We start from the raw sequence: 19,303 nt of genomic DNA, 5'->3' as shown, positions 1-19,303 counted from the left end.
TTACACTCTTCCAAGCTCGTTCACCACTTTTGAAAGCAGCTCGTCTTGATTAGTGATTACTTTTTGGTTTGCCTCGTAGTTTCTATAGGCCGTTATAAGCTGAACCATCTCTTTTACTGCGCTTACGTTCGACCCTTCTAAGTATCCTGACATAACTTCGCCCTGAAAAGGAGCTTCTTCTGCTTCAAAGCCCTCTTCCATGGTGAAAAGATTGTCCCCGTGCTTTCTCATTTCGTGCTTGTTCTCTACAGTCACTATGTTCAGCTGGCCAACCTGCTGATTGTCCACGTATATAGTTCCGTTTCCGCTCAGCTCGAAAGTGCCGCCGCTTGGGATGGTTATCGGGCCGTTCGTTCCAACTACAGTGTAGCCATCTTTTGTGATGAGAACACCCTGCTGGTTTAAGGTGAACGATCCGTCTCTTGTGTAGAATTCATTTCCCTCTGCGTCGACTACTTTGAAGAACCCCTCTCCTTTTATGGCAAAGTCAAGGTCATTCTCCGTATTTATATAGGTCCCGTCAGTGAAATCGCTTGCCACCCTTGAAAGCCTGACTCCTCCGCTCGTAGTTCCGATTACGTGGTTTGCCGGAAAATGAACTATATTTCCAGCCACCTGGCCTCCCGAGACTATATTTCCATTGGCTGTAATCTGAATATCTCCTGGATTTCCCACTCTTATAGGCTGTCCCGACCTGTCCAGCACAAAGTTCTCTCCCACCGTCTGGCGCTCTAAGTCTGTGTCCCTGCTGAAAGTCCTTAAGTATCCGTCTTCGTTGACTACAAACTTAAGCTCTCTGTTATGGCTTATGCCAGCCGGTGTTCCAACTTTAAAGTACCCCGAATTTATGGAAAGAGAGTAAACTCCCTCTTCATTAACTTCGTTCTGCACCACTCCCCTGAATGGCTGATGGTTTATAGTAGTTCTCTCGCTGTCGTTTATCTTGCTCAAGAGAACTTCGGGAAACGACTCTGCAACTGTGACATCACGCTTGAATCCTGTTGTATTTGCATTCGCAATATTGTTCGATATAGCGTCTACAGCCCTCTGATTGTATATCATTCCGGTCGTGGCCGTATAAATCCCTCTATTCAAAGAAAAACCCCTCCTGTCTTATGTACATAGTTATACTATAACATTTATCGACACGAAAGGGGTCCCATTTTAAACAAATCTACATATTCTGCTCTAAAACTTCTATATTCTCCAGCGACTTTCCTGTTCCTATTGCAACACAAGATATAGGCTCTTCTGCTATTCTGACGTTTATACCTGTTCTGTCCTGTATAAGCTTGTTCAGCCCGTTTAAGAGTGATCCTCCGCCTGTCATGACCATTCCCTGGTCACTTATATCTGCCGCAAGCTCCGGTGGAGTGTTCTCAAGCACCGAGTGCACTGCCTCCGCTATCGCAGTCACAGGCTCTTCAAGCGCCTCGAGCATCTCTGTGGAGTTCACCTTTATGACTTTAGGAAGCCCTGTCATAAGACATCTTCCCCTGATTTCAGTGGACTGTTCCTTTACCCTAGGATATGCAGATCCTATCTCTATCTTCAGCTGCTCTGCACTTCTCTCTCCTATTATCACATTGTATTTCTTTCTTATATACTTGGATATGGCCTCGTCGAAAGTATCTCCAGCCACTTTTATGGACTTGCTTACAACTATCCCTCCAAGAGATATAACTGCAACGTCTGTAGTTCCTCCACCGATGTCTATTATCATGTTTCCATTAGGCTCTGTTATGTCTATCCCAGCTCCTATTGCAGCCGCTATAGGTTCTTCTATCACATAGGCTCTTCTTCCACCAGCCTGAGTGCTCGCCTGAATTACAGCTCTCTTCTCTACCTCGGTAACTCCCGAAGGCACGCATACAACTATTCTAGGTCTGAGTATAGACTTTCCAGAAGCCTTCTCTATAAAGTACTTCAGCATTCTCTGTGTAACCTCGTAGTCTGATATTACTCCGTCCTTAAGAGGTCTTATAGCCACTATGTTTCCTGGAGTTCTACCGAGCATCCTTCTGGCCTCTTCGCCTACTGCAAGCAGCTTGTTTGTGTTTTTATCTATGGCCACAACTGAAGGCTCCTGGAGCACTACACCTTGCCCTTTTATATATACAAGAACACTTGCAGTTCCAAGATCGATTCCTACGTCCGATTTAAAAAACAAAATTGATCCTCTCCTTTTTAATCTCTATCCGATGTATATGTATTTTCTGATTTTCCAATCTTTATTATATATTATAATCTAATAAGTGTCTATTTTATTTATTCGTTTTTAGTTATGAAAATAGAAGAGCCTTTCGGCTCCTCTATTTTACTTTCTATATATAATAGCTCCAAGCGACCTGAACTTCTCCTCTATATCGCTGTATCCTCTGTCTATATGGTATATGTCCTTTATCTCGGTCTTTCCCTCTGCTACAAGCCCAGCAAGTATTAGAGACGCCCCGCCTCGCAAGTCTGTCGCCCTTACAGGCGCACCCTGTAGCCTTGACTTTCCCTCGAGTATTGCAGACCTTCCGTCGATCCTTATGTTTGCGCCCATCCTGAGTAGTTCGTCTACATGCATAAACCTGTTTTCAAAGACTGTCTCGACCATGACGCTTGTGCCCTCTGCCACAGACATAAGCGTCATAAACTGCGACTGCATATCTGTAGGGAACCCTGGATATGGGAGAGTCTTTATGTCTACAGCTTTTATGTCTTTTGAACCTATTACTCTTACGTAGTCGTCTCCCTCTATGACCTCTATTCCAGCCTCATGAAGCTTGGCTATAACAGGCTTTATGTGGTTTGTAAGTACGTTTTTGACCGTTACATCACCTTTGGTCACAGCCGCTGCCACCATAAAAGTCCCAGCCTCTATTCTGTCCGGAATTATCTGGTGCTTGGCTCCACCAAGGCTCTCCACGCCTTTTATCTTTATCGTGTTGGTGCCGGCACCTTTCACATTCCCCCCCATCTTGTTTATAAAGTTGGAAAGATCCACGATCTCAGGCTCCATGGCCGCATTCTCTATTATGGTCTCTCCCTCTGCGAGGGCGGCCGCCATCATTATGTTCTCTGTAGCTCCAACGCTTGGAAAATCTAAGTATATTTCTGCACCTCTGAGCCTGTCTGCCGAAGCCTCCACATAGCCCTGTCCTATATCTATGGTGGCACCGAGCGCTTTAAACCCCTTTAAGTGAAGGTCTATAGGCCTTGTACCTATGGCGCATCCGCCTGGCATGGATATCTTCGCTTTCCCAAGCCTCGCCAGAAGCGGCCCCATCACTAGGAAAGACGCTCTCATCTTGGCCATAAGCTCATATGGCGCTTCGTATCTCTCCAGTCTTGATGCATCTATCATAAGCTCTTCTCTGCCTATCTTCTCTACTTTGGCTCCAAGTATTTCAAGCACCTCCGAGATTATAGATACATCGTTAAGCCTAGGTACGTCTTCCAGCATGCAGCTCTCTGAAGACAGAAGCGACGCCGCTATTATCGGAAGCGCCGAGTTTTTAGCTCCGCTCGTTCTTACAGTACCCCTAAGTGGTGGACTCTGCTCCACTATTATTCTATTCAAATTAAATACCCCCTCCAACTGTTCTAGCTTTTGCATATAAGATCATTCTATATCTTTTCCGAATATAATGCTAGTCTTTGTTAACTTTTATTTGTCTTTTAAAGTTACCCTCTATATCATTATCGGAAACTCTCACTTTTTATTTATACCCAAATCGCTATGTACTAAATTAAAAACATAAATAAAAAAGCTAGTAAGCTAGTGCTGCCACTAACCTACTAACTTTTTAATTGTCTTTTGCTTCTATTCTGTTTATAGCCCTTCTAAGCGCCATTTCAGCTCTTGCAACGTCTGATGAGTCTTTCTCAGCTTTAAGACGTTTTTCAGCTCTTTCTCTGGCTTTCTTAGCTCTTTCGAGATCTATCTCGTCTGGCCACTCTGCCGCATCCACTATAATAGTGGTCTTACCTTTAGTGACTTCCATATATCCAGAGGAAATAGAGGCTTTCTTAGTATCTCCATCTATCTTCAACTTTATTATGCTTATCTCAAGCGGTGTTACAAGAGGTATATGGTTGTTAAGTATGGCTATGTCTCCAGTCACACTTCTAGCCACAACCATTTCCACTTCACCTTCGAAGAATTTACGTTCAGGAGTAACTATCTCTAAATTAAATTTAGACATTATTCCTCACCTCCATTTTCACGAAACAGTTTCTAGTTTTCGCCCATCTTCTTAGCTTTTTCTATAGCCTCTTCTATCGTTCCAACGAATAGGAAAGCTGACTCTGGAAGGTCGTCGTGCTTTCCGTCAAGGATCTCTTGGAATCCTCTTATAGTCTCTTTTATTGGAACGTAAGCTCCTGGCATTCCTGTAAACTGCTCAGCAACGCTGAATGGCTGTGAAAGGAAACGCTGTATTCTTCTTGCACGAGCAACTGTAAGTTTGTCTTCCTCAGAAAGCTCGTCCATACCAAGTATAGCTATGATATCTTGAAGCTCTTTGTATCTCTGAAGTATTTCCTGAACTCTACGAGCTACATCGTAATGCTCTTGTCCAACTATAAGCGGGTCAAGTATTCTAGATGTAGAGTCTAGCGGGTCAACGGCTGGGTATATACCAAGCTCTGATATCTGACGCGAAAGAACTGTAGTAGCATCCAGGTGACTGAATGTAGTCGCTGGCGCTGGGTCAGTAAGGTCGTCCGCAGGTACGTATACGGCCTGAACCGATGTGATAGATCCCTTCTTAGTTGAAGTGATTCTCTCCTGAAGCGCACCCATCTCTGTAGCCAGTGTAGGCTGGTAACCAACAGCACTAGGCATACGTCCAAGTAGTGCAGAAACCTCAGATCCTGCCTGAGTAAATCTGAATATATTGTCTATGAACAGAAGTACGTCCTGTCCTTCTTGATCTCTAAAGTGCTCAGCCATAGTAAGTCCAGTAAGGGCAACCCTCATCCTCGCTCCTGGTGGCTCATTCATCTGACCGAATACTAGAGCTGTCTTGTCGATAACTCCTGAGTCCTTCATCTCATAGTAAAGGTCATTTCCTTCTCTAGTTCTCTCTCCAACTCCGGCGAAAACTGAAAGTCCACCGTGCTCTGTAGCTATGTTGTTTATAAGCTCCTGGATAAGAACCGTCTTACCAACTCCGGCTCCTCCGAATAGACCTATCTTTCCACCTTTAGCGTAAGGTCCTATAAGGTCTATTACCTTTATTCCAGTCTCGAATATCTCAGTCGCTGGCTCCTGCTCTTCGTACGAAGGCGCTTCTCTGTGTATAGGCGCTGTACTTGAGTCAGTTATCTGAGGCTCGTTGTCTATAGTCTCTCCAAGTACGTTGAAAAGTCTTCCTAGAACTTTCTCTCCAACCGGTATAGTTATAGCCGCTCCAGTGTCTACAGCGTCCATTCCTCTTACAAGGCCGTCTGTTGAAGACATAGAGATACATCTAACTGTATCGTCTCCTGTATGCTGAGCAACCTCTGCAATTATTACCTCTTCTCCGTTTTCTATGCGTATAGCATTTAAGAGTTCAGGTAGATTGTCTTCGCTAAATCTTATATCCAACACAGGTCCAATTATTTGAACGAGTTTACCTATGTTTTCTTTAGCCATTTACTTCACTCCTCTACTTAAGTCTGTCTATCTTACTTAAGAGCTTCCGCTCCACCAACTATCTCTGAAATCTCTTGAGTTATAGATGCCTGACGTGCTCTGTTGTATACAAGTCCAAGCGAATCTATTATGTCCTCTGCATTGCTTGTAGCAGATTCCATCGCCGTCATCCTGGCACCTTGCTGACTCGCTGCCGATTCAACAAGCGCCCCGAATATAGCTCCGTTTATATACTTCGGTACAAGGTAGTCTAGCACTACCTCTGGAGAAGGCTCGTACTCGGTAAGTGTATTCATTCCCTTGTCGTCAACTGCTTCCTCTTTTTTCTCAACCTGTACAGGCAGAAGAGTCAACACAGCTGGCTCCTGTGCAATCATGCTCACAAACTTGGTGAACACAAGCTTTACCTCGTCTATCTCTCCATTTTTGTACTTCTCTATAACTGAATCTCCAGACTGTCTAGCGTCTACATACTCAGGCTCTTCAGTGACTCCCGTAAGGAAGTTGCTCACTTCGTAGCCCCTCTTTGTAAAGTAGTCTCTACTCTTAGATCCGTATGCTATTATCTCCGCCTTAGACTTGTCCTCTATTATGCTTTCCGCCAGTTTAAGTACGTTTGAGTTGTATCCTCCTGCAAGCCCTCTGTCAGCAGATATGACGATGTACGCCGTCTTCTTGACTTCACGCTTTTCAAGGAATGGATGGCTAACTCCCTTCGCACTTCCCAGCACTCTCTGTATACTGTCTACTATAGTCTCAGAGTAAGGTCTAGTTGTATCGACTCTTTCACGAGCTTTTCTCAGCTTTGCAGATGAAACAAGGTACATGGCCTTGGTGATCTGCATAGTACTGTTGACACTCTTGATCCTTCTCTTGATATCTCCCATTTGAGCCATAAGTTCACCTCCCTAAACCAGTTTTTCAGCTTTAAGCAAAGCTCTTCTTGAATTCCTCTAGGGCCTTCTTAAGCTCAGCTTCTGTCTCATCCGAGAATTCCTTAGTTTCTATTATAGCCTTACCTACGTTAGGGTAGTTCTGCTCCATAAAGCTTAGGAATTCAGATTCGAATTGGCTAACCTTGTCCACTGGTACGTCAGAAAGGTATTTCTTACTTACAGCGTATATTATCATAACTTGCTTCTCTACTGAAAGCGGGCTGTACTGTGGCTGCTTCAGTATTTGAAGTATTCTCTCTCCCTGAGAAAGCTTTTCTTGAGTGTCCTTGTCCAGGTCAGATCCAAACTGCGCAAACGCAGCAAGCTCTCTGTACTGTGCAAGCTCAAGCTTAAGTCCTCCAGAAACTTTCTTCATGGCCTTTATCTGTGCAGATCCACCAACACGAGATACTGAAAGTCCAGGGTTAACCGCTGGTCTCTGTCCAGAGAAGAAAAGCTCTGACTCTAGGAATATCTGTCCGTCTGTTATAGATATAACGTTTGTAGGGATATATGCAGAGATGTCTCCCGCAAGTGTCTCTATTATTGGAAGCGCTGTTATAGACCCGCCACCGTAGTCTTTGTTGACTCTAGCCGCTCTCTCAAGAAGTCTTGAGTGAAGGTAGAATACGTCTCCAGGGTAAGCCTCACGTCCTGGTGGTCTTCTAAGAAGTAGTGACATTGAACGATATGCAACCGCGTGCTTAGACAGGTCATCGTATATTATCAGTACGTCTTTTCCGTTGTACATGAACTCCTCTCCCATTGCAACTCCCGCATATGGCGCAAGGAATTGAAGTGGCGCAAGCTCACTTGCTGTAGCTGAAACTACTATAGTGTAGTCCATAGCTCCCTTAGACTCAAGAGTGTTAACTATACCTGCAACTGTAGATCTCTTCTGACCTATAGCTACATATATACAGATAACGTCTTGTCCCTTTTGGTTAAGGATGGTGTCGATTGCTATGGCAGTCTTACCAGTCTGTCTGTCTCCGATGATAAGCTCTCTCTGCCCTCTTCCGATTGGCACCATCGAGTCTATCGCCTTTATCCCTGTTTGAAGAGGCTGTGAAACTGACTCTCTAGCTATAACTCCTGACGCAACAGCCTCAACTGGTCTGTACTTGTCAGTAACTATAGGTCCCTTTCCGTCTATAGCCTGTCCTAGGGCGTTTACAACCCTTCCTATCATAGGCTCTCCAACTGGAACTTCAACTATCTTTCCAGTTCTCTTAACTGTGTCGCCCTCTTTTATGTTTGCATCCGAACCTAGAAGAACACATCCTACGTTGTCTTCCTCGAGGTTAAGTGCCATTCCGTAAACCTCTCCTGGGAACTCTAGAAGCTCTCCAGCCATACATTTTTCCAGTCCGTGGATTCTCGAAATACCGTCTCCAACTTGGATAACTGTACCTACGTCCACGACATCTATCTTGCTTTCGTATCTTTTTATCTGCTCTTTAATCACTGAACTTATTTCTTCAGGTCTTAGATTCATTTATCCTCTCACCTCTATTCTACAGTTACTTTTATATTCTTAAGTTCTCTTTCGATACTGTCAAGTCTACCCTTCAAGCTTCCATCTATGACTTTATCGCCTACTTTAAGCAGAACTCCTCCGATTACGCTTTCATCCACTTGGTTTGAAAGCTGAATTCTTTTATTGAATTTCTCGGAAAGCTTTGCCTCTAGTGTGCTTAGTTCCTCTTCTGACATAGGCACTGCAGTCAGCGCCACAGCTTCAACTATTCCCTGCTCAGCGTTTGAAAGCACTGTGTACTCCTCGCTTATCTCCAGCAGGTATCCTTCTCTTCCCTTGTCTACTGTTATATAGCAAAGGTTCAGGACTGGTTCTGAAACTTTTCCTTTGAAGAGTTCCTCAAGCATGCTTTTCTTCTCGCTTTTAGAAAGTCTAGGATGCGTGAATATAGTGTTTAGCTCAGGGTTAGATTCAAATACCTCTGCTACAAATTGAATTTCTTCTTTCACCTGCTCTAAGTTTTGAGATTCAGCTGCAACCTCGAACAGGGCCTCAGCATATCTCTTTGCAACTAGCTTTGCCATTTCGTTTCCCCTACCTCATTGATAAAATTATCTATCATGTCTTTGTGGGTTGACTCATCTAGGTTCTTGTTTACTACTTTATTTGCAACTAGCATTGCCATGCTCGCAACTTCTGATTTAAGAGAGTCAAGCGCTTTCTCTTTTTCTCTCTCTATTTCATTCTTAGCTCTATTTCTTTCAACACTGGCTTCCGCCCTAGCCTCAGAAATGATCTCTTCCTTAAGCTGATCTCCTCTTTTCTTAGCAGATTCAACTATTTCTCTACCTTCTTCTTTAGCCTTTTCTAAGCTTATTTCATACTTAGTCTTAAGATCTTCAGCTTCTGCCTTTTGATCTTTAGCAACCTTTATATCTTTCTCTATACCGCTAGCTCTCTTCTCGAGCATCGCCTTAAGAGGTTCAGTTACTTTTGCCCTGAGTACCAAGAATATTATAAGAGTCGCTACAAGCTGAAGTCCGAGATTAATTGGATCAGGTAGTATGTTAACTTGAAAATCCATAACTCATCCTCCCTTCCTAAACAAATAGGAATAGTTTTCTTTTATCTTTTATCGATATGCAAACGAGAGATGAGATATCCCATCTCTCTCATACAGTATTCTAAAGTGCTGACATTAGTGGTCTAACGAATAGTAGTATTATACCTACAACTAGTCCGTAGATACCAGTTGACTCGGCAATCGCCTGTCCAAGGATCATAGTCTGAACTATGTCTGCCTTAGCTTCTGGCTGTCTTCCAACTGCTGCTGCTGCTGCACCTGCTGCATATCCCTGTCCAATTCCAGGTCCTATACCTGCTATTAGTGCTAATCCTGCTCCTACTGCTGACATTCCTAATACAAAAGCTTCACTTGAAATTCCTTGCATTTTAATTTCCTCCTTAATTTTAAATACTTTATTTTTGTTTTTTGCTTATCTTTAAATACTAAATTCCATCTTCGTCAGGCAAGTTTCCGCCAACAAATACCATAGTCAACATCATGAATATGAAAGTCTGAACTAGTCCTGAGAATAGGTCAAAGTACAAATGAAGTGGTGCAGCTATTGGCGCTAGATATCCTAGTGCTCCATAAACCAGCCCCATTATTATTCCACCACTCAGTATATTTCCGAATAGACGGAAAGAAAGAGATATTGGGTTCGAAAGCTCTCCTACTATGTTAAGTGGCAATAGGAAAGGCAGTGGCTCGAAGTATCCCTTTATATAGCCTCCTAGTCCATTTGTCTTTAATCCATAGTACTGAGTCATAAAGAACGTTATCAGTGCCAACGCCAGTGTTACATTGTAATCTGAAGTAGGCGGTGCAAGTCCAAGAAGACCTATAAGATTGGCTGGTGCTATAAACATAACTAAGGTGAAGATGTAAGGAAGTAGCCTTTCTCTCGTAGGGCCTGTTCCCATAACATCGTATAGCTGTTTTCTAATAGCAGTATATCCTATCTCCAAAATGTTCACTAATCCTTTAGGCTTTTCCAACGGATCTGTCTCCAATATCTTCTTATTCGCTATAAAGGCGAATATCACTATTCCTATTACTATCAGATAAGAGTGAACTATGGTGTTGTGGATTAAGAACTCTTGTCCCATGGCGGTGAATTTAATGCCCATTTCTTCCATTTATTTTCCTCCTTTCATTAAAATTATATTTATTTTTAAGTAAAAACTTTGTTAACGTTTTCTCCTATGATTGAAATCTAGCCACGCCTGCCTATTATAGTATCATACACCGCATCGCTCACTATGACAAGCTTGATTAAAAACAGTGCGATTATAGCGGTGAAAAGGTTGATGTAGTCTGCTTTTGCTGAGACCACAAGCATGACTCCATATATGGCATACCTTATAAAGTAGGTAATAGTCATATAGTTTTTGGCTCCAGACTCATTCATATTTGCCGCTTTCTTGGCGCTCTGTTCAAGCAGCTTAAATCCCAATATGCTTATGCTGCCACCGAATATAAACCCATATATATATGGCATAGGCTCCTTGGCCAGAAAAAAGCTAAGTCCTATTCCGAACAGCAACAGTGCTGTCGTCCTCTTTATTATGGTAGCTACGTAATTCTTTCCTAATGCCAAACTGCTCACTTCCTTTTTTTCCTGCCGTTTAGCCCTTGTACGCCCATCTTGTATATGTAGTAAAAAGCCGATGCTACTCCCAAGACCGTAAATCCGACTAGAAAAACTAAATTTGTACCGAAAAGCTTGTCCAGGAAGTTGCCAAGAAGCACACCTCCACCTATCATTACAACTATGCTCGTTCCTATCTGTGATACAAGCGCTAGGTTTGTCAGTATCTTCGAAAGGTTCTTGTCATCTTTTTTCAATATATCACTCCCTGAGTGCCACTATATCCTATATTATAATAAAACCAGAGAATAAATATATAGTTTTTGAAATGTATACAAAGTTTTTTTGCAAACATAACCATATATTTATTACCCTCAGCTTTACCTGTCTAACATTTATTTTGTGTTTAATTGCTCCGCTATTATCTCGACTATCCTCTCGGCTGCCTTTCCATCTCCATAGGGATTTACGGCGTTGGCCATCTTCTGATACTCCTCGCTGTTGTTGAGCAGAAGGCTCACCTCTCTGTAGACATCTTCTCTGCATACGCCTATGAGCTTTGCAGTCCCAGCCTCTATACCCTCGGGTCTCTCTGTCTCTTTTCTTATTACAAGGATAGGCTTCCCAAGTGTAGGAGCCTCCTCCTGCACTCCGCCCGAGTCTGTAACTATCATATAGGACTTCTTCTGTAAATTCGCAAACGGAAGGTAGTCCAGCGGCTCTATAAGGTGGATCCTCTCGTGACGGCCAAGTTTCTCCTCCGCTATGGCTTTTACTTTAGGGTTGAGATGGACTGGGTATACAAGCTCTACATCTGGATTTTCCTCGACCACATCTCTAAGAGCTGAGAATATGTCCTCCATAGGCTGCCCTATGTTCTCTCTTCTATGCGAAGTCATAAGTATCACTTTTCTGTTTTCGTAGTCCAAACTGTTCAGAAGCTCGCTTTCAAACTCATATTCTCTTGAAGTTATATCCAAAAGTGCGTCTATTGAAGTGTTCCCCGTTATATAGATGTCGCCCTCTGCATATCCTTCCCTCAGGAGGTTCTCCTTGCTTGTCTCTGTAGGCGCGAAGTGGTAGTTTGTAACTATCCCGGTCAGCTTTCTGTTAGCTTCTTCAGGATAAGGCGAGTAGAGATTCCCACTTCTAAGACCTGCCTCCACGTGGCCTATCTTCACTCCGTTGTAGAACGCCGCAAGCGCTCCAGCAAAAACAGTTGTCGTGTCACCTTGGACAAGTATAAGGTCTGGACCAAAGTCCACTATGACCTTTTCAAGCCCTTTAAGCGATTTCACGGTTATATCCGAAAGCGTCTGTCCATCTGTGAATATATCCAGATCGTAGTCTGGGACTATTCCGAATATGTTCAGCACTTGGTCCAGCATCTCCCTGTGCTGAGCCGTGACGCACGACCTATGCTCTATATCAGGATTCTCATTTAGCTTCTTTATTATAGGAGCCATCTTCACCGCCTCTGGCCTCGTCCCAAATACGGTCATAACTTTTTTCATTTATATCTCTCCCTATCTATTTCTTATTTTTCTTCCGAGCTCCCTCAGCTTGAGCATAGAGCCCACTACTATAACCATTATAACTGCAAGGAATACAGCCCCCTGGAAAAAGTCCATTTTGGACATGAGTATGGCCGATATCCCAAATACAATACTTACGACATAGAGTATGATCACTGTCCGCCTCTGGCCAAAACCTAAGTCCAGCAGCCTGTGGTGAAGGTGACCCCTGTCCGCCTCCATTATAGGCCTCTTGTTCTTGTATCTTCTGAGTATCGCAAACGTGGTGTCGAAAACCGGAAGCCCAAGTGTAAGTATAGGTATGACCATGGCAACTGCCGCCGCACCCTTCACAGCTCCCTCTATCGCTATGGCCGAAAGCATAAACCCAAGGTAGAGCGCACCCGTATCTCCCATGAAGATGCTCGCCGGGTTGAAATTGTAAGGCAGAAAACCTATAGCTGCCCCTGCAAGTATTAAAGACATGATCGCCACATTGGAGTCCCCTACTATGTACGATATGACCGCAAACGAAAGTGCAGATATGGCACTCGCCCCAGCCGAAAGCCCGTCAAGCCCGTCTATAAGGTTTACAGTGTTCGTTATCCCAACTACCCAGAAAAGCGTGAGCGGTATTCCAAGTACCCCAAGCGATATATACCCACCTTCTTGAAACGGATTCGTAAGTATCTGTATGCTTACCCCTCCGTATACTAGTATTCCAGCCGCGACTATCTGAAAAAGCATCTTCAGCTTTGGAGTCATCGGCTTTATGTCGTCTATTATCCCTGAAATGGCTATGACTATTCCGCCTACGAGTATTGCGTACACGCTCTTGTCAAGCTCTACAAAGAGCAGTATTGAAAGCACAGTGGACACAAGTATGGCAAGCCCTCCAAGCCTCGGTATAGGAGCCTTGTGTATTCTCCTGTCGTCTTTAGGGACATCTATCGCCCCAGCCATATGAGCAAACCGCTTAGCCAGTGGCGTCATCAAAAAAGAAATCAGCATGGCCACAGCAGCGGCCAAAATATACTCTCCCATATCTCTAACAACCTTCCTTCATATCTAGTTTCATAACCTCGACACCAGCTTCATCTAGAAGCTCTTTCGCCAGTTCATCCGGATAGCCGTGGCTATATACGACTCTGACTATTCCAGCGTTTATTATCATCTTGGCGCATAGTATACACGGCTGGTTTGTGACGTATATCGTAGAGCCGTCTATGCTCACTCCTGAATTGGCCGCATGGACTATGGCATTCTGCTCTGCATGAAGACCCCTACAGAGCTCATGTCTCTCTCCTGAAGGTATGCCAAGCTTGTCCCTTAGGCATCCCACCTCGTCGCAGTGCCTTAGGCCGCTAGGCGCCCCGTTGTATCCTGTGGAAAGTATCTTCTTATTCTTGACTATAAGAGCCCCGACCTGTCTTCTGCAACAAGTGGACCTCTTTTTCACAGTATGGACTATCTCCATAAAATATTCATCCCAAGTAGGTCTCATTTTCACTTCTCCCATTCTTTTTAAGTGCAACTCTAAATAATCTTATAATATCTACCTAGATACTACAAGAGTTTATATTATTTTTGTTTTATGCCGCCGTTGTGCTATAATTTAATTGCAATACAAAACACATTGTAACTGTAGGTGAATTATATATGGAAAACAACAGATTAAGAATGGTCACTTCCAAGTACAAGGACATACGCGAGATGGCCTTGAGGACTTTAATATCCTACTTAAGTCTTGGCACGCTGTGGTTTATATACTCTGAACCCATAGGTAGCCTTTTGGGGAACGCGGACTCCTCGGGCCCCGAGAACATAGCAGGGATAATTTTTATATTTTTATCGGCGTTCACTGTCCACTCTATCTTCATAAAGAAGCTGAGTGCCCTTGAAAATCTGGAGCTTTCAAGCTCAGACGAGCTGATGGAGTTTGAAGACTACAAGAAGCTCAAGAGAGACTCGAGCATATACGAGCAGTATGACATCTTGAAAAAGAAAGTCTATTCACTCTCTAAGTATGACCAGCTGACCGGAATGCTGAACAGATACACTTTCGCCGAAAAAGTCGACGACTACATAATAAGCAATATGGGGAGGAACTCCAAGTTCGCCCTTATATATGTGGATATAGACAATTTCAACCTCATAAACGACGCTCTAGGACATGACTGCGGAGACATGCTCCTCAAGAAAATGTCCCGCTCGCTCGAGGACTCGATGGGAAACACCTCCAACATAGGCAGGCTTGGTGGAGATGAATTCCTGATACTGCTCGAGGATGCCTCTACCGAGAGGATCAAGGAAAAAGCCTCTGAGATTTTAGAGAGTGTCAGAAGGCCATGGAACTGCGGCCAGCACGAAATATATATAACGGCCAGCATAGGAATAGCGAAGTATCCTGATGACGGCAAGAACTTCGTAACTCTTCTGAAAAACTCCGACACGGCCAATTTCCATGCCAAGGAAACAGGAAAAGACAAGTTCTGCTTTTACAGCACCAGCATCAGAGAGAACACTATGAAAAACGCCCATATGGTCAACCAGATAAGATATGCCATAGACAACAATGAGTTTCTGCTCTACTACCAGCCTCAGATAAACCTGTCTACAGGGGAGATAGATGGCGTTGAAGCCCTTATAAGGTGGCTTCACCCTAAAAAAGGCTTCGTGCCTCCTATGGACTTTATTCCCTTTGCGGAGGAGACGGGCTATATATACAATATAGAGCGCTGGGTGCTTCAGAAGGCCTTCAAACAGAGAAACCTTTGGGCAGACAAGTACAACAAAGACATAAAGATGTCGGTGAATCTGTCTGGGAAAAGCGTTATGCAGCCAGAAGCCGTAGAGGTGATATCTGAAATAGTCAAGAAGCGACCTTCCGCTCTCAAGTATTTCTCTTTGGAGATAACAGAAACGGCTGTAATGGCAAATCTAAAAAACGCAGTAGAGAATCTGGAAAAGATAAAGGAATTGGGAATAGAGATTGCCCTAGACGACTTCGGAACAGGCTATTCGTCTTTGACTTACCTGAAGAAGCTCCCAATAGAGGTACTCAAGATAGACAAGTCCTTTACTGACTTTGTCTCGAACAAGAAAGGCGATGAGATAATAGTGGAGTCCGTCATAACGCTCGCACAGAACCTGGGGCTCGACATAGTTGTAGAGGGAATCGAGACAAAAGAACAGCTGGGCTTCTTTAAAAGCCGCGGCTGCAATATAGGACAGGGTTATCTTTTCAGCAAACCACTCCCTCCATCGGAAATCGAGGAACTGCTGCTTGCAAATAAGATCTTCTCCCTTTCTTAAGCCTATCATCTGAAATTTAAAAAGCCCTTTCGAAAAACTCGAAAGGGCTTTACTGCGTTCTATTTTGTGCCGAAAAGTCTGTCTCCTGCGTCTCCTAGCCCCGGAAGTATATATCCGTGGTCGTTCAGCTTAGGGTCCATCTGAGCAAGGTATACGTCTACGTCAGGGTGCGCCTCGTGGATCGCCTCCACACCTTCAGGGCATCCCAGTATACATACAAGCTTTATCCTAGATACGTTTCTGTCTTTCAGGAACTGTATAGCCGCTTTTGCAGACCCTCCAGTTGCAAGCATAGGGTCTACAACTATCAGCTCCCTCTCGCTTATATCTACAGGAAGCTTGCAGTAGTACTCCACAGGCTCTAGTGTCTCTTCATCTCTGTAAAGACCTATGTGACCAACCTTGGCCGTCGGAATAACTTGAAGCATCCCGTCCACCATTCCAAGTCCTGCTCTGAGTATCGGAACTATTACAGGGTTCTTGTAGTCTCTCTGCTGAACTACCGTGTCCTGAAGCGGAGTCTTTATGTCCACTTCTTTCAGCATCATATCTTTAGTGGCTTCATAGGCCATCATCATTGAAATCTCGTTTACAAGCTCTCTAAACTGTTTTGTCTCTGTTCTCTCGTCTTTAAGGTAGCCCATCTTGTGCTTTACAAGCGGGTGATCCATAACTATAAGTTTTTTCATAACTAAGCCCTCTCTATCTCCATTATCTTGTCCACTCTTCTTTCATGTCTTCCACCTTCGAATTTAGCCTTAAGCCAAACGTCAACTATCTCAAGCGCAAGGTCTATACCTGTAACTCTAGCTCCAAGCGAAAGCATGTTGGAGTTATTGTGCTCCATGGCCATTCTAGCCGAGTATGTTTCCGAGCAAAGTGCGCATCTTATGCCCTCTACTTTGTTGGCAGCTATTGAAATGCCTATTCCTGTTCCGCAGCAAACTATCGCTCTTTCGCACTCTCCAGACACAACTCCCTCTGCAGTCTTTCTCCCGTAGTCAGGATAGTCTACAGAGTCAGTAGAGTCAGTCCCGTAGTCCACAACCTCTATTCCCTTTTCAGTCAAATGAGACTTTATCTTTTCCTTTAGCTCGTAACCGCCGTGGTCACTTCCCAGTCCTATCTTCAAGTGTATCTCCTCCATAAGCTTATTTTTGCCTGATTTTTTCTAAAAGCATCTCTAGACTCTTGATCATATCCAGAATAGTCTGCTCGTATATCTCCACCGAATGTCCAAACGGGTCTATTATCTCTCCCGACCTTCCTACATATCCATTCAGGGTATGCACTTTTCGGCCGTCTGATGTAAGACCCAGTATAGCCTCTCTATGGGATCCAGTCATAGTGAGTATGAGGTCGTATTCCTCTATATGCTTTTTCGTCATTCTTCTAGCCTTGTGACTCCTTAAGTCCATTCCCCTAGGCTCAGTCACAGCTATGGCGTTTTCAGACGCCGGTTGATTTTCAAAGGCAAATATCCCAGCAGAAGCTACATTTAAGTCCTCTATGCCTTCCTCTTCAACCATCTGCCTTAAAACAGCCTCTGCCATTGGGCTTCTGCAAGTGTTTCCAGTACATACAAATAGTATTTTCACTTTTTCACCTCCAGACTACAGACAGGTTACACTGCCTCCCGAGGCCTTGTACAGTCTGTTCATGATGGCTTTTCCAATCCCCGTATCTTCGATTCCTTCTCCGACTATAACATCTATGTCAAGGCTGTCGAAGACCCTGAGCGAGTCGAATAGATTTCTAGCTATTTCCTCTGAGTCCGAATTGCTGCCCATAGAGAGCTTTGCATCTGACTCATACATGTCCATATGCTCGTCTACAGTCAGTATTCCTACCTTGTGTCCATCGCTTTCAAGCTCCGTCGCCCTTGCCCTTACAGCCTCTACAACCTTCTCTGCTTCTCCAGTGTAAAGCTCAAGCTTTGCCTTCGGCGAGTAGTGTCTATACTTCTGTCCAGGCGACTTAGGCGCCACACTTTCGTCTTCCAGTGCAGTGTCATATCTAACATCCGGGAGTACCTCCAAGAGCTGCTCTATAGTCACTCCGCCTGGCCTAAGTATCACAGCGACTCCCTCCGACACGTCTACAACTGTGGATTCAAGCCCGACACCTGTAGCTCCTCCGTCGAGTATGGCATCCACCTTGCCGTAAAGGTCCTCTATGACGTGTTCAGCCTTTGTAGGGCTCGGCTTTCCAGAGGTGTTGGCAGAAGGGGCGGCTACGGGCCTTCCGCTGTACTCTATAAGCTTTTGAGCCAGAGGGTGGTTCGGCATTCTCACGGCCACCGTGTTTAGACCTGCCGTAGTTTCATACGGCACAGCGTCGCTCTTTGCAAATAGTATAGTAAGTGGTCCCGGCCAAAAAGCTCCCATAAGCGCTTCTGCCTCTTCTGGAATCTCTAAAGCAATCTCCTCTAGCTGCTCTCTGCTCGAGATATGGACTATGAGCGGATTGTCCTGAGGCCTTCCCTTGGCCAAAAATATGTCATTTACAGCCTCAGCATTCAGCGCATCGGCCCCTAGGCCGTAAACTGTCTCTGTCGGAAATGCCACAAGACCTCCACGGGCCAATATCTCCCCGGCCTCTCGAAGCTCGCACTCTAAAGTCTCAGGATTCCTACCCATAACTCTAGTCTGCTTCATGACTACCCCTGTACTTCCTGTAGCTTTTCTGCCTGGTGAGTCGTTATAAGCGACTCTACCATCTCTGTTATATCCCCGTCAAGGAAAGCGTCTAGCTTGTAGACAGTCAGGTTTATCCTGTGGTCCGTTATCCTTCCCTGTGGGAAGTTGTAAGTCCTTATCTTGGCACTTCTGTCTCCTGTACCTACCTGGCTCTTTCTCTCCTGAGCTATCTCAGCGTTCTGAGCTTCCATCATCTTGTCGTATATTCTGGCCTTCAGTATCTTGAACGCCTTGTCCTTGTTCTTAAGCTGGGACTTCTCGTCCTGGCATGCCACCACTATTCCAGTTGGAACGTGAGTAAGTCTTACAGCCGAGTCAGTGGTGTTGACACTCTGTCCTCCGTTTCCAGAAGAACGGTATACGTCCACCCTTACGTCCGCTGGATTTACATCTACGTCTACATCGTCCACCTCTGGAAGCACTGCGACTGTAGCTGTAGATGTGTGGATTCTACCGCTTGACTCAGTGTCCGGAACTCTCTGCACTCTGTGAACCCCGCTCTCGAACTTAAGCTTGCTGTAGGCTCCATTTCCCTTTATGAGGAATATGACTTCCTTGAATCCGCCTATCCCCTGATCCGAAGAGCTCATGACCTCGTATTTCCATCCTTGACGCTCGGCGAACCTCGCATACATCCTGAACAGGTTTCCTGCAAATATTCCTGCCTCGTCCCCACCTGCACCTGCACGGATTTCCACTATTACGTTCTTGTCGTCGTTAGGGTCCTTGGGTATAAGCAGCAGCTTAAGGTCCTCTTCCAGCTTTTCGACTCTCTCTGTAAGCTCGTCTAGCTCCAGCTTCACCATTTCCTTGAAGTCGTCATCTAACTTCTCTTTGAGCATCTCTTTGGCGTCTGAAAGTTGTCCATTTGCCTCTTTAAGCTCTCTGTATTTTGTAACGATCCCTTCAAGGTCGGAATGCTCTTTCACAAGTTTCTGCCATTCCTTCATATCCGCCATCACTTCTGGGTCGCTTATCTTTTCATTTAACTCTGCATATCTCTTTTCCAGAAATTCCAGTTTATCTAACATCTTTACACCTCTTCTATTGTATTAACTCTCTCAATTATATCATGAA

Annotated in this window: 22 protein-coding genes; 1 reads left to right on the top strand and 21 read right to left on the bottom strand. The window is 44.5% G+C overall.

Annotated features, from left to right (window positions below; translation table 11 throughout):
• From EUAN_RS08355 to EUAN_RS08280, 16 genes are all read right to left on the bottom strand, one after another.
• Positions 1-1,095, bottom strand: coding sequence for a flagellar hook-basal body protein (locus EUAN_RS08355; RefSeq protein WP_071063617.1), 1,095 nt, complete (start codon positions 1,093-1,095; stop codon positions 1-3).
• A gap of 79 nt (positions 1,096-1,174) precedes the next feature.
• Positions 1,175-2,170: a rod shape-determining protein gene (gene mreB, locus EUAN_RS08350; RefSeq protein WP_071063615.1), complete on the bottom strand. Its 996-nt coding sequence runs from the start codon at positions 2,168-2,170 to the stop codon at positions 1,175-1,177.
• A 147-nt stretch (positions 2,171-2,317) separates the two neighbouring features.
• On the bottom strand, positions 2,318-3,568 hold the full coding sequence (murA, locus tag EUAN_RS08345; RefSeq protein WP_211266330.1) for a UDP-N-acetylglucosamine 1-carboxyvinyltransferase: 1,251 nt from the start codon (positions 3,566-3,568) through the stop codon (positions 2,318-2,320).
• Between the two features lie 226 nt (positions 3,569-3,794).
• Positions 3,795-4,193, bottom strand: a complete 399-nt coding sequence (locus EUAN_RS08340; RefSeq protein WP_071063611.1) for a F0F1 ATP synthase subunit epsilon — start codon at positions 4,191-4,193, stop codon at positions 3,795-3,797.
• A 32-nt stretch (positions 4,194-4,225) separates the two neighbouring features.
• Positions 4,226-5,629 carry a F0F1 ATP synthase subunit beta gene (atpD, locus tag EUAN_RS08335; RefSeq protein ID WP_071063609.1) on the bottom strand — a complete coding sequence of 468 codons (1,404 nt, stop codon included), beginning with the start codon at positions 5,627-5,629 and terminating at the stop codon, positions 4,226-4,228.
• Positions 5,630-5,661: 32 nt separating this feature from the next.
• Positions 5,662-6,525: an ATP synthase F1 subunit gamma gene (gene atpG / locus EUAN_RS08330; RefSeq protein WP_071063607.1), complete on the bottom strand. Its 864-nt coding sequence runs from the start codon at positions 6,523-6,525 to the stop codon at positions 5,662-5,664.
• A 31-nt stretch (positions 6,526-6,556) separates the two neighbouring features.
• Positions 6,557-8,062 (bottom strand): F0F1 ATP synthase subunit alpha, encoded by a 1,506-nt coding sequence (gene atpA / locus EUAN_RS08325; protein WP_071063606.1) that lies wholly within the window; start codon positions 8,060-8,062, stop codon positions 6,557-6,559.
• A gap of 14 nt (positions 8,063-8,076) precedes the next feature.
• Entirely contained in the window at positions 8,077-8,628 is a 552-nt protein-coding gene (locus EUAN_RS08320; protein ID WP_071063604.1) for a F0F1 ATP synthase subunit delta, read from the bottom strand.
• On the bottom strand, positions 8,616-9,128 hold the full coding sequence (atpF, locus tag EUAN_RS08315; protein WP_071063602.1) for a F0F1 ATP synthase subunit B: 513 nt from the start codon (positions 9,126-9,128) through the stop codon (positions 8,616-8,618). Before atpF ends, EUAN_RS08320 begins: the two co-directional genes overlap by 13 nt.
• 100 nt (positions 9,129-9,228) lie before the next feature.
• The gene (gene atpE / locus EUAN_RS08310) at positions 9,229-9,495 is read right to left on the bottom strand and encodes an ATP synthase F0 subunit C (RefSeq protein WP_071063600.1); all 267 of its coding nucleotides are present in this window, start codon (positions 9,493-9,495) and stop codon (positions 9,229-9,231) included.
• 58 nt (positions 9,496-9,553) lie between these two features.
• Positions 9,554-10,246, bottom strand: coding sequence for a F0F1 ATP synthase subunit A (gene atpB / locus EUAN_RS08305; RefSeq protein WP_245674470.1), 693 nt, complete (start codon positions 10,244-10,246; stop codon positions 9,554-9,556).
• 77 nt (positions 10,247-10,323) lie between these two features.
• Positions 10,324-10,707 carry an ATP synthase subunit I gene (locus EUAN_RS08300; RefSeq protein WP_071063599.1) on the bottom strand — a complete coding sequence of 128 codons (384 nt, stop codon included), beginning with the start codon at positions 10,705-10,707 and terminating at the stop codon, positions 10,324-10,326.
• Positions 10,708-10,712: 5 nt separating this feature from the next.
• On the bottom strand, positions 10,713-10,955 hold the full coding sequence (locus EUAN_RS08295) for an AtpZ/AtpI family protein (RefSeq protein WP_245674469.1): 243 nt from the start codon (positions 10,953-10,955) through the stop codon (positions 10,713-10,715).
• A gap of 138 nt (positions 10,956-11,093) precedes the next feature.
• Complete coding sequence (wecB, locus tag EUAN_RS08290; RefSeq protein ID WP_071063595.1) at positions 11,094-12,212, bottom strand: non-hydrolyzing UDP-N-acetylglucosamine 2-epimerase; 1,119 nt, start codon at positions 12,210-12,212, stop codon at positions 11,094-11,096.
• 12 nt (positions 12,213-12,224) lie between these two features.
• Positions 12,225-13,256: a glycosyltransferase family 4 protein gene (locus EUAN_RS08285; protein WP_071063593.1), complete on the bottom strand. Its 1,032-nt coding sequence runs from the start codon at positions 13,254-13,256 to the stop codon at positions 12,225-12,227.
• A 4-nt stretch (positions 13,257-13,260) separates the two neighbouring features.
• Positions 13,261-13,716, bottom strand: a complete 456-nt coding sequence (locus EUAN_RS08280) for a deoxycytidylate deaminase (RefSeq protein WP_071063591.1) — start codon at positions 13,714-13,716, stop codon at positions 13,261-13,263.
• A 155-nt stretch (positions 13,717-13,871) separates the two neighbouring features.
• Here EUAN_RS08280 and EUAN_RS08275 point away from each other — a divergent pair, with 155 nt between their 5' ends.
• Complete coding sequence (locus EUAN_RS08275) at positions 13,872-15,527, top strand: putative bifunctional diguanylate cyclase/phosphodiesterase (protein ID WP_071063589.1); 1,656 nt, start codon at positions 13,872-13,874, stop codon at positions 15,525-15,527.
• A 59-nt stretch (positions 15,528-15,586) separates the two neighbouring features.
• On the opposite strand, the gene upp is transcribed toward EUAN_RS08275, so the two are convergent.
• From upp to prfA, 5 genes are read right to left on the bottom strand one after another with little or no spacing between them, the layout of a single operon-like run.
• Positions 15,587-16,216 carry a uracil phosphoribosyltransferase gene (gene upp / locus EUAN_RS08270; RefSeq protein WP_071063587.1) on the bottom strand — a complete coding sequence of 210 codons (630 nt, stop codon included), beginning with the start codon at positions 16,214-16,216 and terminating at the stop codon, positions 15,587-15,589.
• Between the two features lie 2 nt (positions 16,217-16,218).
• The gene (gene rpiB / locus EUAN_RS08265; RefSeq protein WP_071063585.1) at positions 16,219-16,659 is read right to left on the bottom strand and encodes a ribose 5-phosphate isomerase B; all 441 of its coding nucleotides are present in this window, start codon (positions 16,657-16,659) and stop codon (positions 16,219-16,221) included.
• Positions 16,660-16,678: 19 nt separating this feature from the next.
• Positions 16,679-17,125: a low molecular weight protein arginine phosphatase gene (locus tag EUAN_RS08260; RefSeq protein WP_084655843.1), complete on the bottom strand. Its 447-nt coding sequence runs from the start codon at positions 17,123-17,125 to the stop codon at positions 16,679-16,681.
• A 15-nt stretch (positions 17,126-17,140) separates the two neighbouring features.
• Complete coding sequence (locus EUAN_RS08255; RefSeq protein ID WP_071063583.1) at positions 17,141-18,184, bottom strand: L-threonylcarbamoyladenylate synthase; 1,044 nt, start codon at positions 18,182-18,184, stop codon at positions 17,141-17,143.
• 2 nt (positions 18,185-18,186) lie between these two features.
• A complete protein-coding gene (gene prfA, locus EUAN_RS08250) occupies positions 18,187-19,257 on the bottom strand; it encodes a peptide chain release factor 1 (RefSeq protein WP_071063580.1) in 1,071 nt (356 codons plus the stop codon).
• Between the last annotated feature and the right edge of the window lie 46 nt (positions 19,258-19,303).

The sequence above is a fragment of the Andreesenia angusta genome, from assembly GCF_001855385.1.
GTDB lineage: Bacteria > Bacillota > Clostridia > Tissierellales > Gottschalkiaceae > Andreesenia > Andreesenia angusta.
The sequence above is the reverse complement of the archived record's forward strand: the minus strand, read 5'-3'. Positions and strand labels throughout refer to the sequence as shown.

What these genes read in the sequence shown, in the direction of transcription:
- EUAN_RS08340 (WP_071063611.1), bottom strand. Translation starts at nt 4,193, where the DNA reads ATGTCTAAATTTAATTTAGAGATAGTTACTCCTGAACGTAAATTCTTC.
- atpD (WP_071063609.1), bottom strand. Translation starts at nt 5,629, where the DNA reads ATGGCTAAAGAAAACATAGGTAAACTCGTTCAAATAATTGGACCTGTG.
- atpG (WP_071063607.1), bottom strand. Translation starts at nt 6,525, where the DNA reads ATGGCTCAAATGGGAGATATCAAGAGAAGGATCAAGAGTGTCAACAGT.
- atpA (WP_071063606.1), bottom strand. Translation starts at nt 8,062, where the DNA reads ATGAATCTAAGACCTGAAGAAATAAGTTCAGTGATTAAAGAGCAGATA.
- EUAN_RS08320 (WP_071063604.1), bottom strand. Translation starts at nt 8,628, where the DNA reads ATGGCAAAGCTAGTTGCAAAGAGATATGCTGAGGCCCTGTTCGAGGTT.
- atpF (WP_071063602.1), bottom strand. Translation starts at nt 9,128, where the DNA reads ATGGATTTTCAAGTTAACATACTACCTGATCCAATTAATCTCGGACTT.
- atpE (WP_071063600.1), bottom strand. Translation starts at nt 9,495, where the DNA reads ATGCAAGGAATTTCAAGTGAAGCTTTTGTATTAGGAATGTCAGCAGTA.
- atpB (WP_245674470.1), bottom strand. Translation starts at nt 10,246, where the DNA reads ATGGAAGAAATGGGCATTAAATTCACCGCCATGGGACAAGAGTTCTTA.
- wecB (WP_071063595.1), bottom strand. Translation starts at nt 12,212, where the DNA reads ATGAAAAAAGTTATGACCGTATTTGGGACGAGGCCAGAGGCGGTGAAG.
- EUAN_RS08285 (WP_071063593.1), bottom strand. Translation starts at nt 13,256, where the DNA reads ATGGGAGAGTATATTTTGGCCGCTGCTGTGGCCATGCTGATTTCTTTT.
- EUAN_RS08280 (WP_071063591.1), bottom strand. Translation starts at nt 13,716, where the DNA reads ATGAGACCTACTTGGGATGAATATTTTATGGAGATAGTCCATACTGTG.
- EUAN_RS08275 (WP_071063589.1), top strand. Translation starts at nt 13,872, where the DNA reads ATGGAAAACAACAGATTAAGAATGGTCACTTCCAAGTACAAGGACATA.
- upp (WP_071063587.1), bottom strand. Translation starts at nt 16,216, where the DNA reads ATGAAAAAACTTATAGTTATGGATCACCCGCTTGTAAAGCACAAGATG.
- EUAN_RS08255 (WP_071063583.1), bottom strand. Translation starts at nt 18,184, where the DNA reads ATGAAGCAGACTAGAGTTATGGGTAGGAATCCTGAGACTTTAGAGTGC.
- prfA (WP_071063580.1), bottom strand. Translation starts at nt 19,257, where the DNA reads ATGTTAGATAAACTGGAATTTCTGGAAAAGAGATATGCAGAGTTAAAT.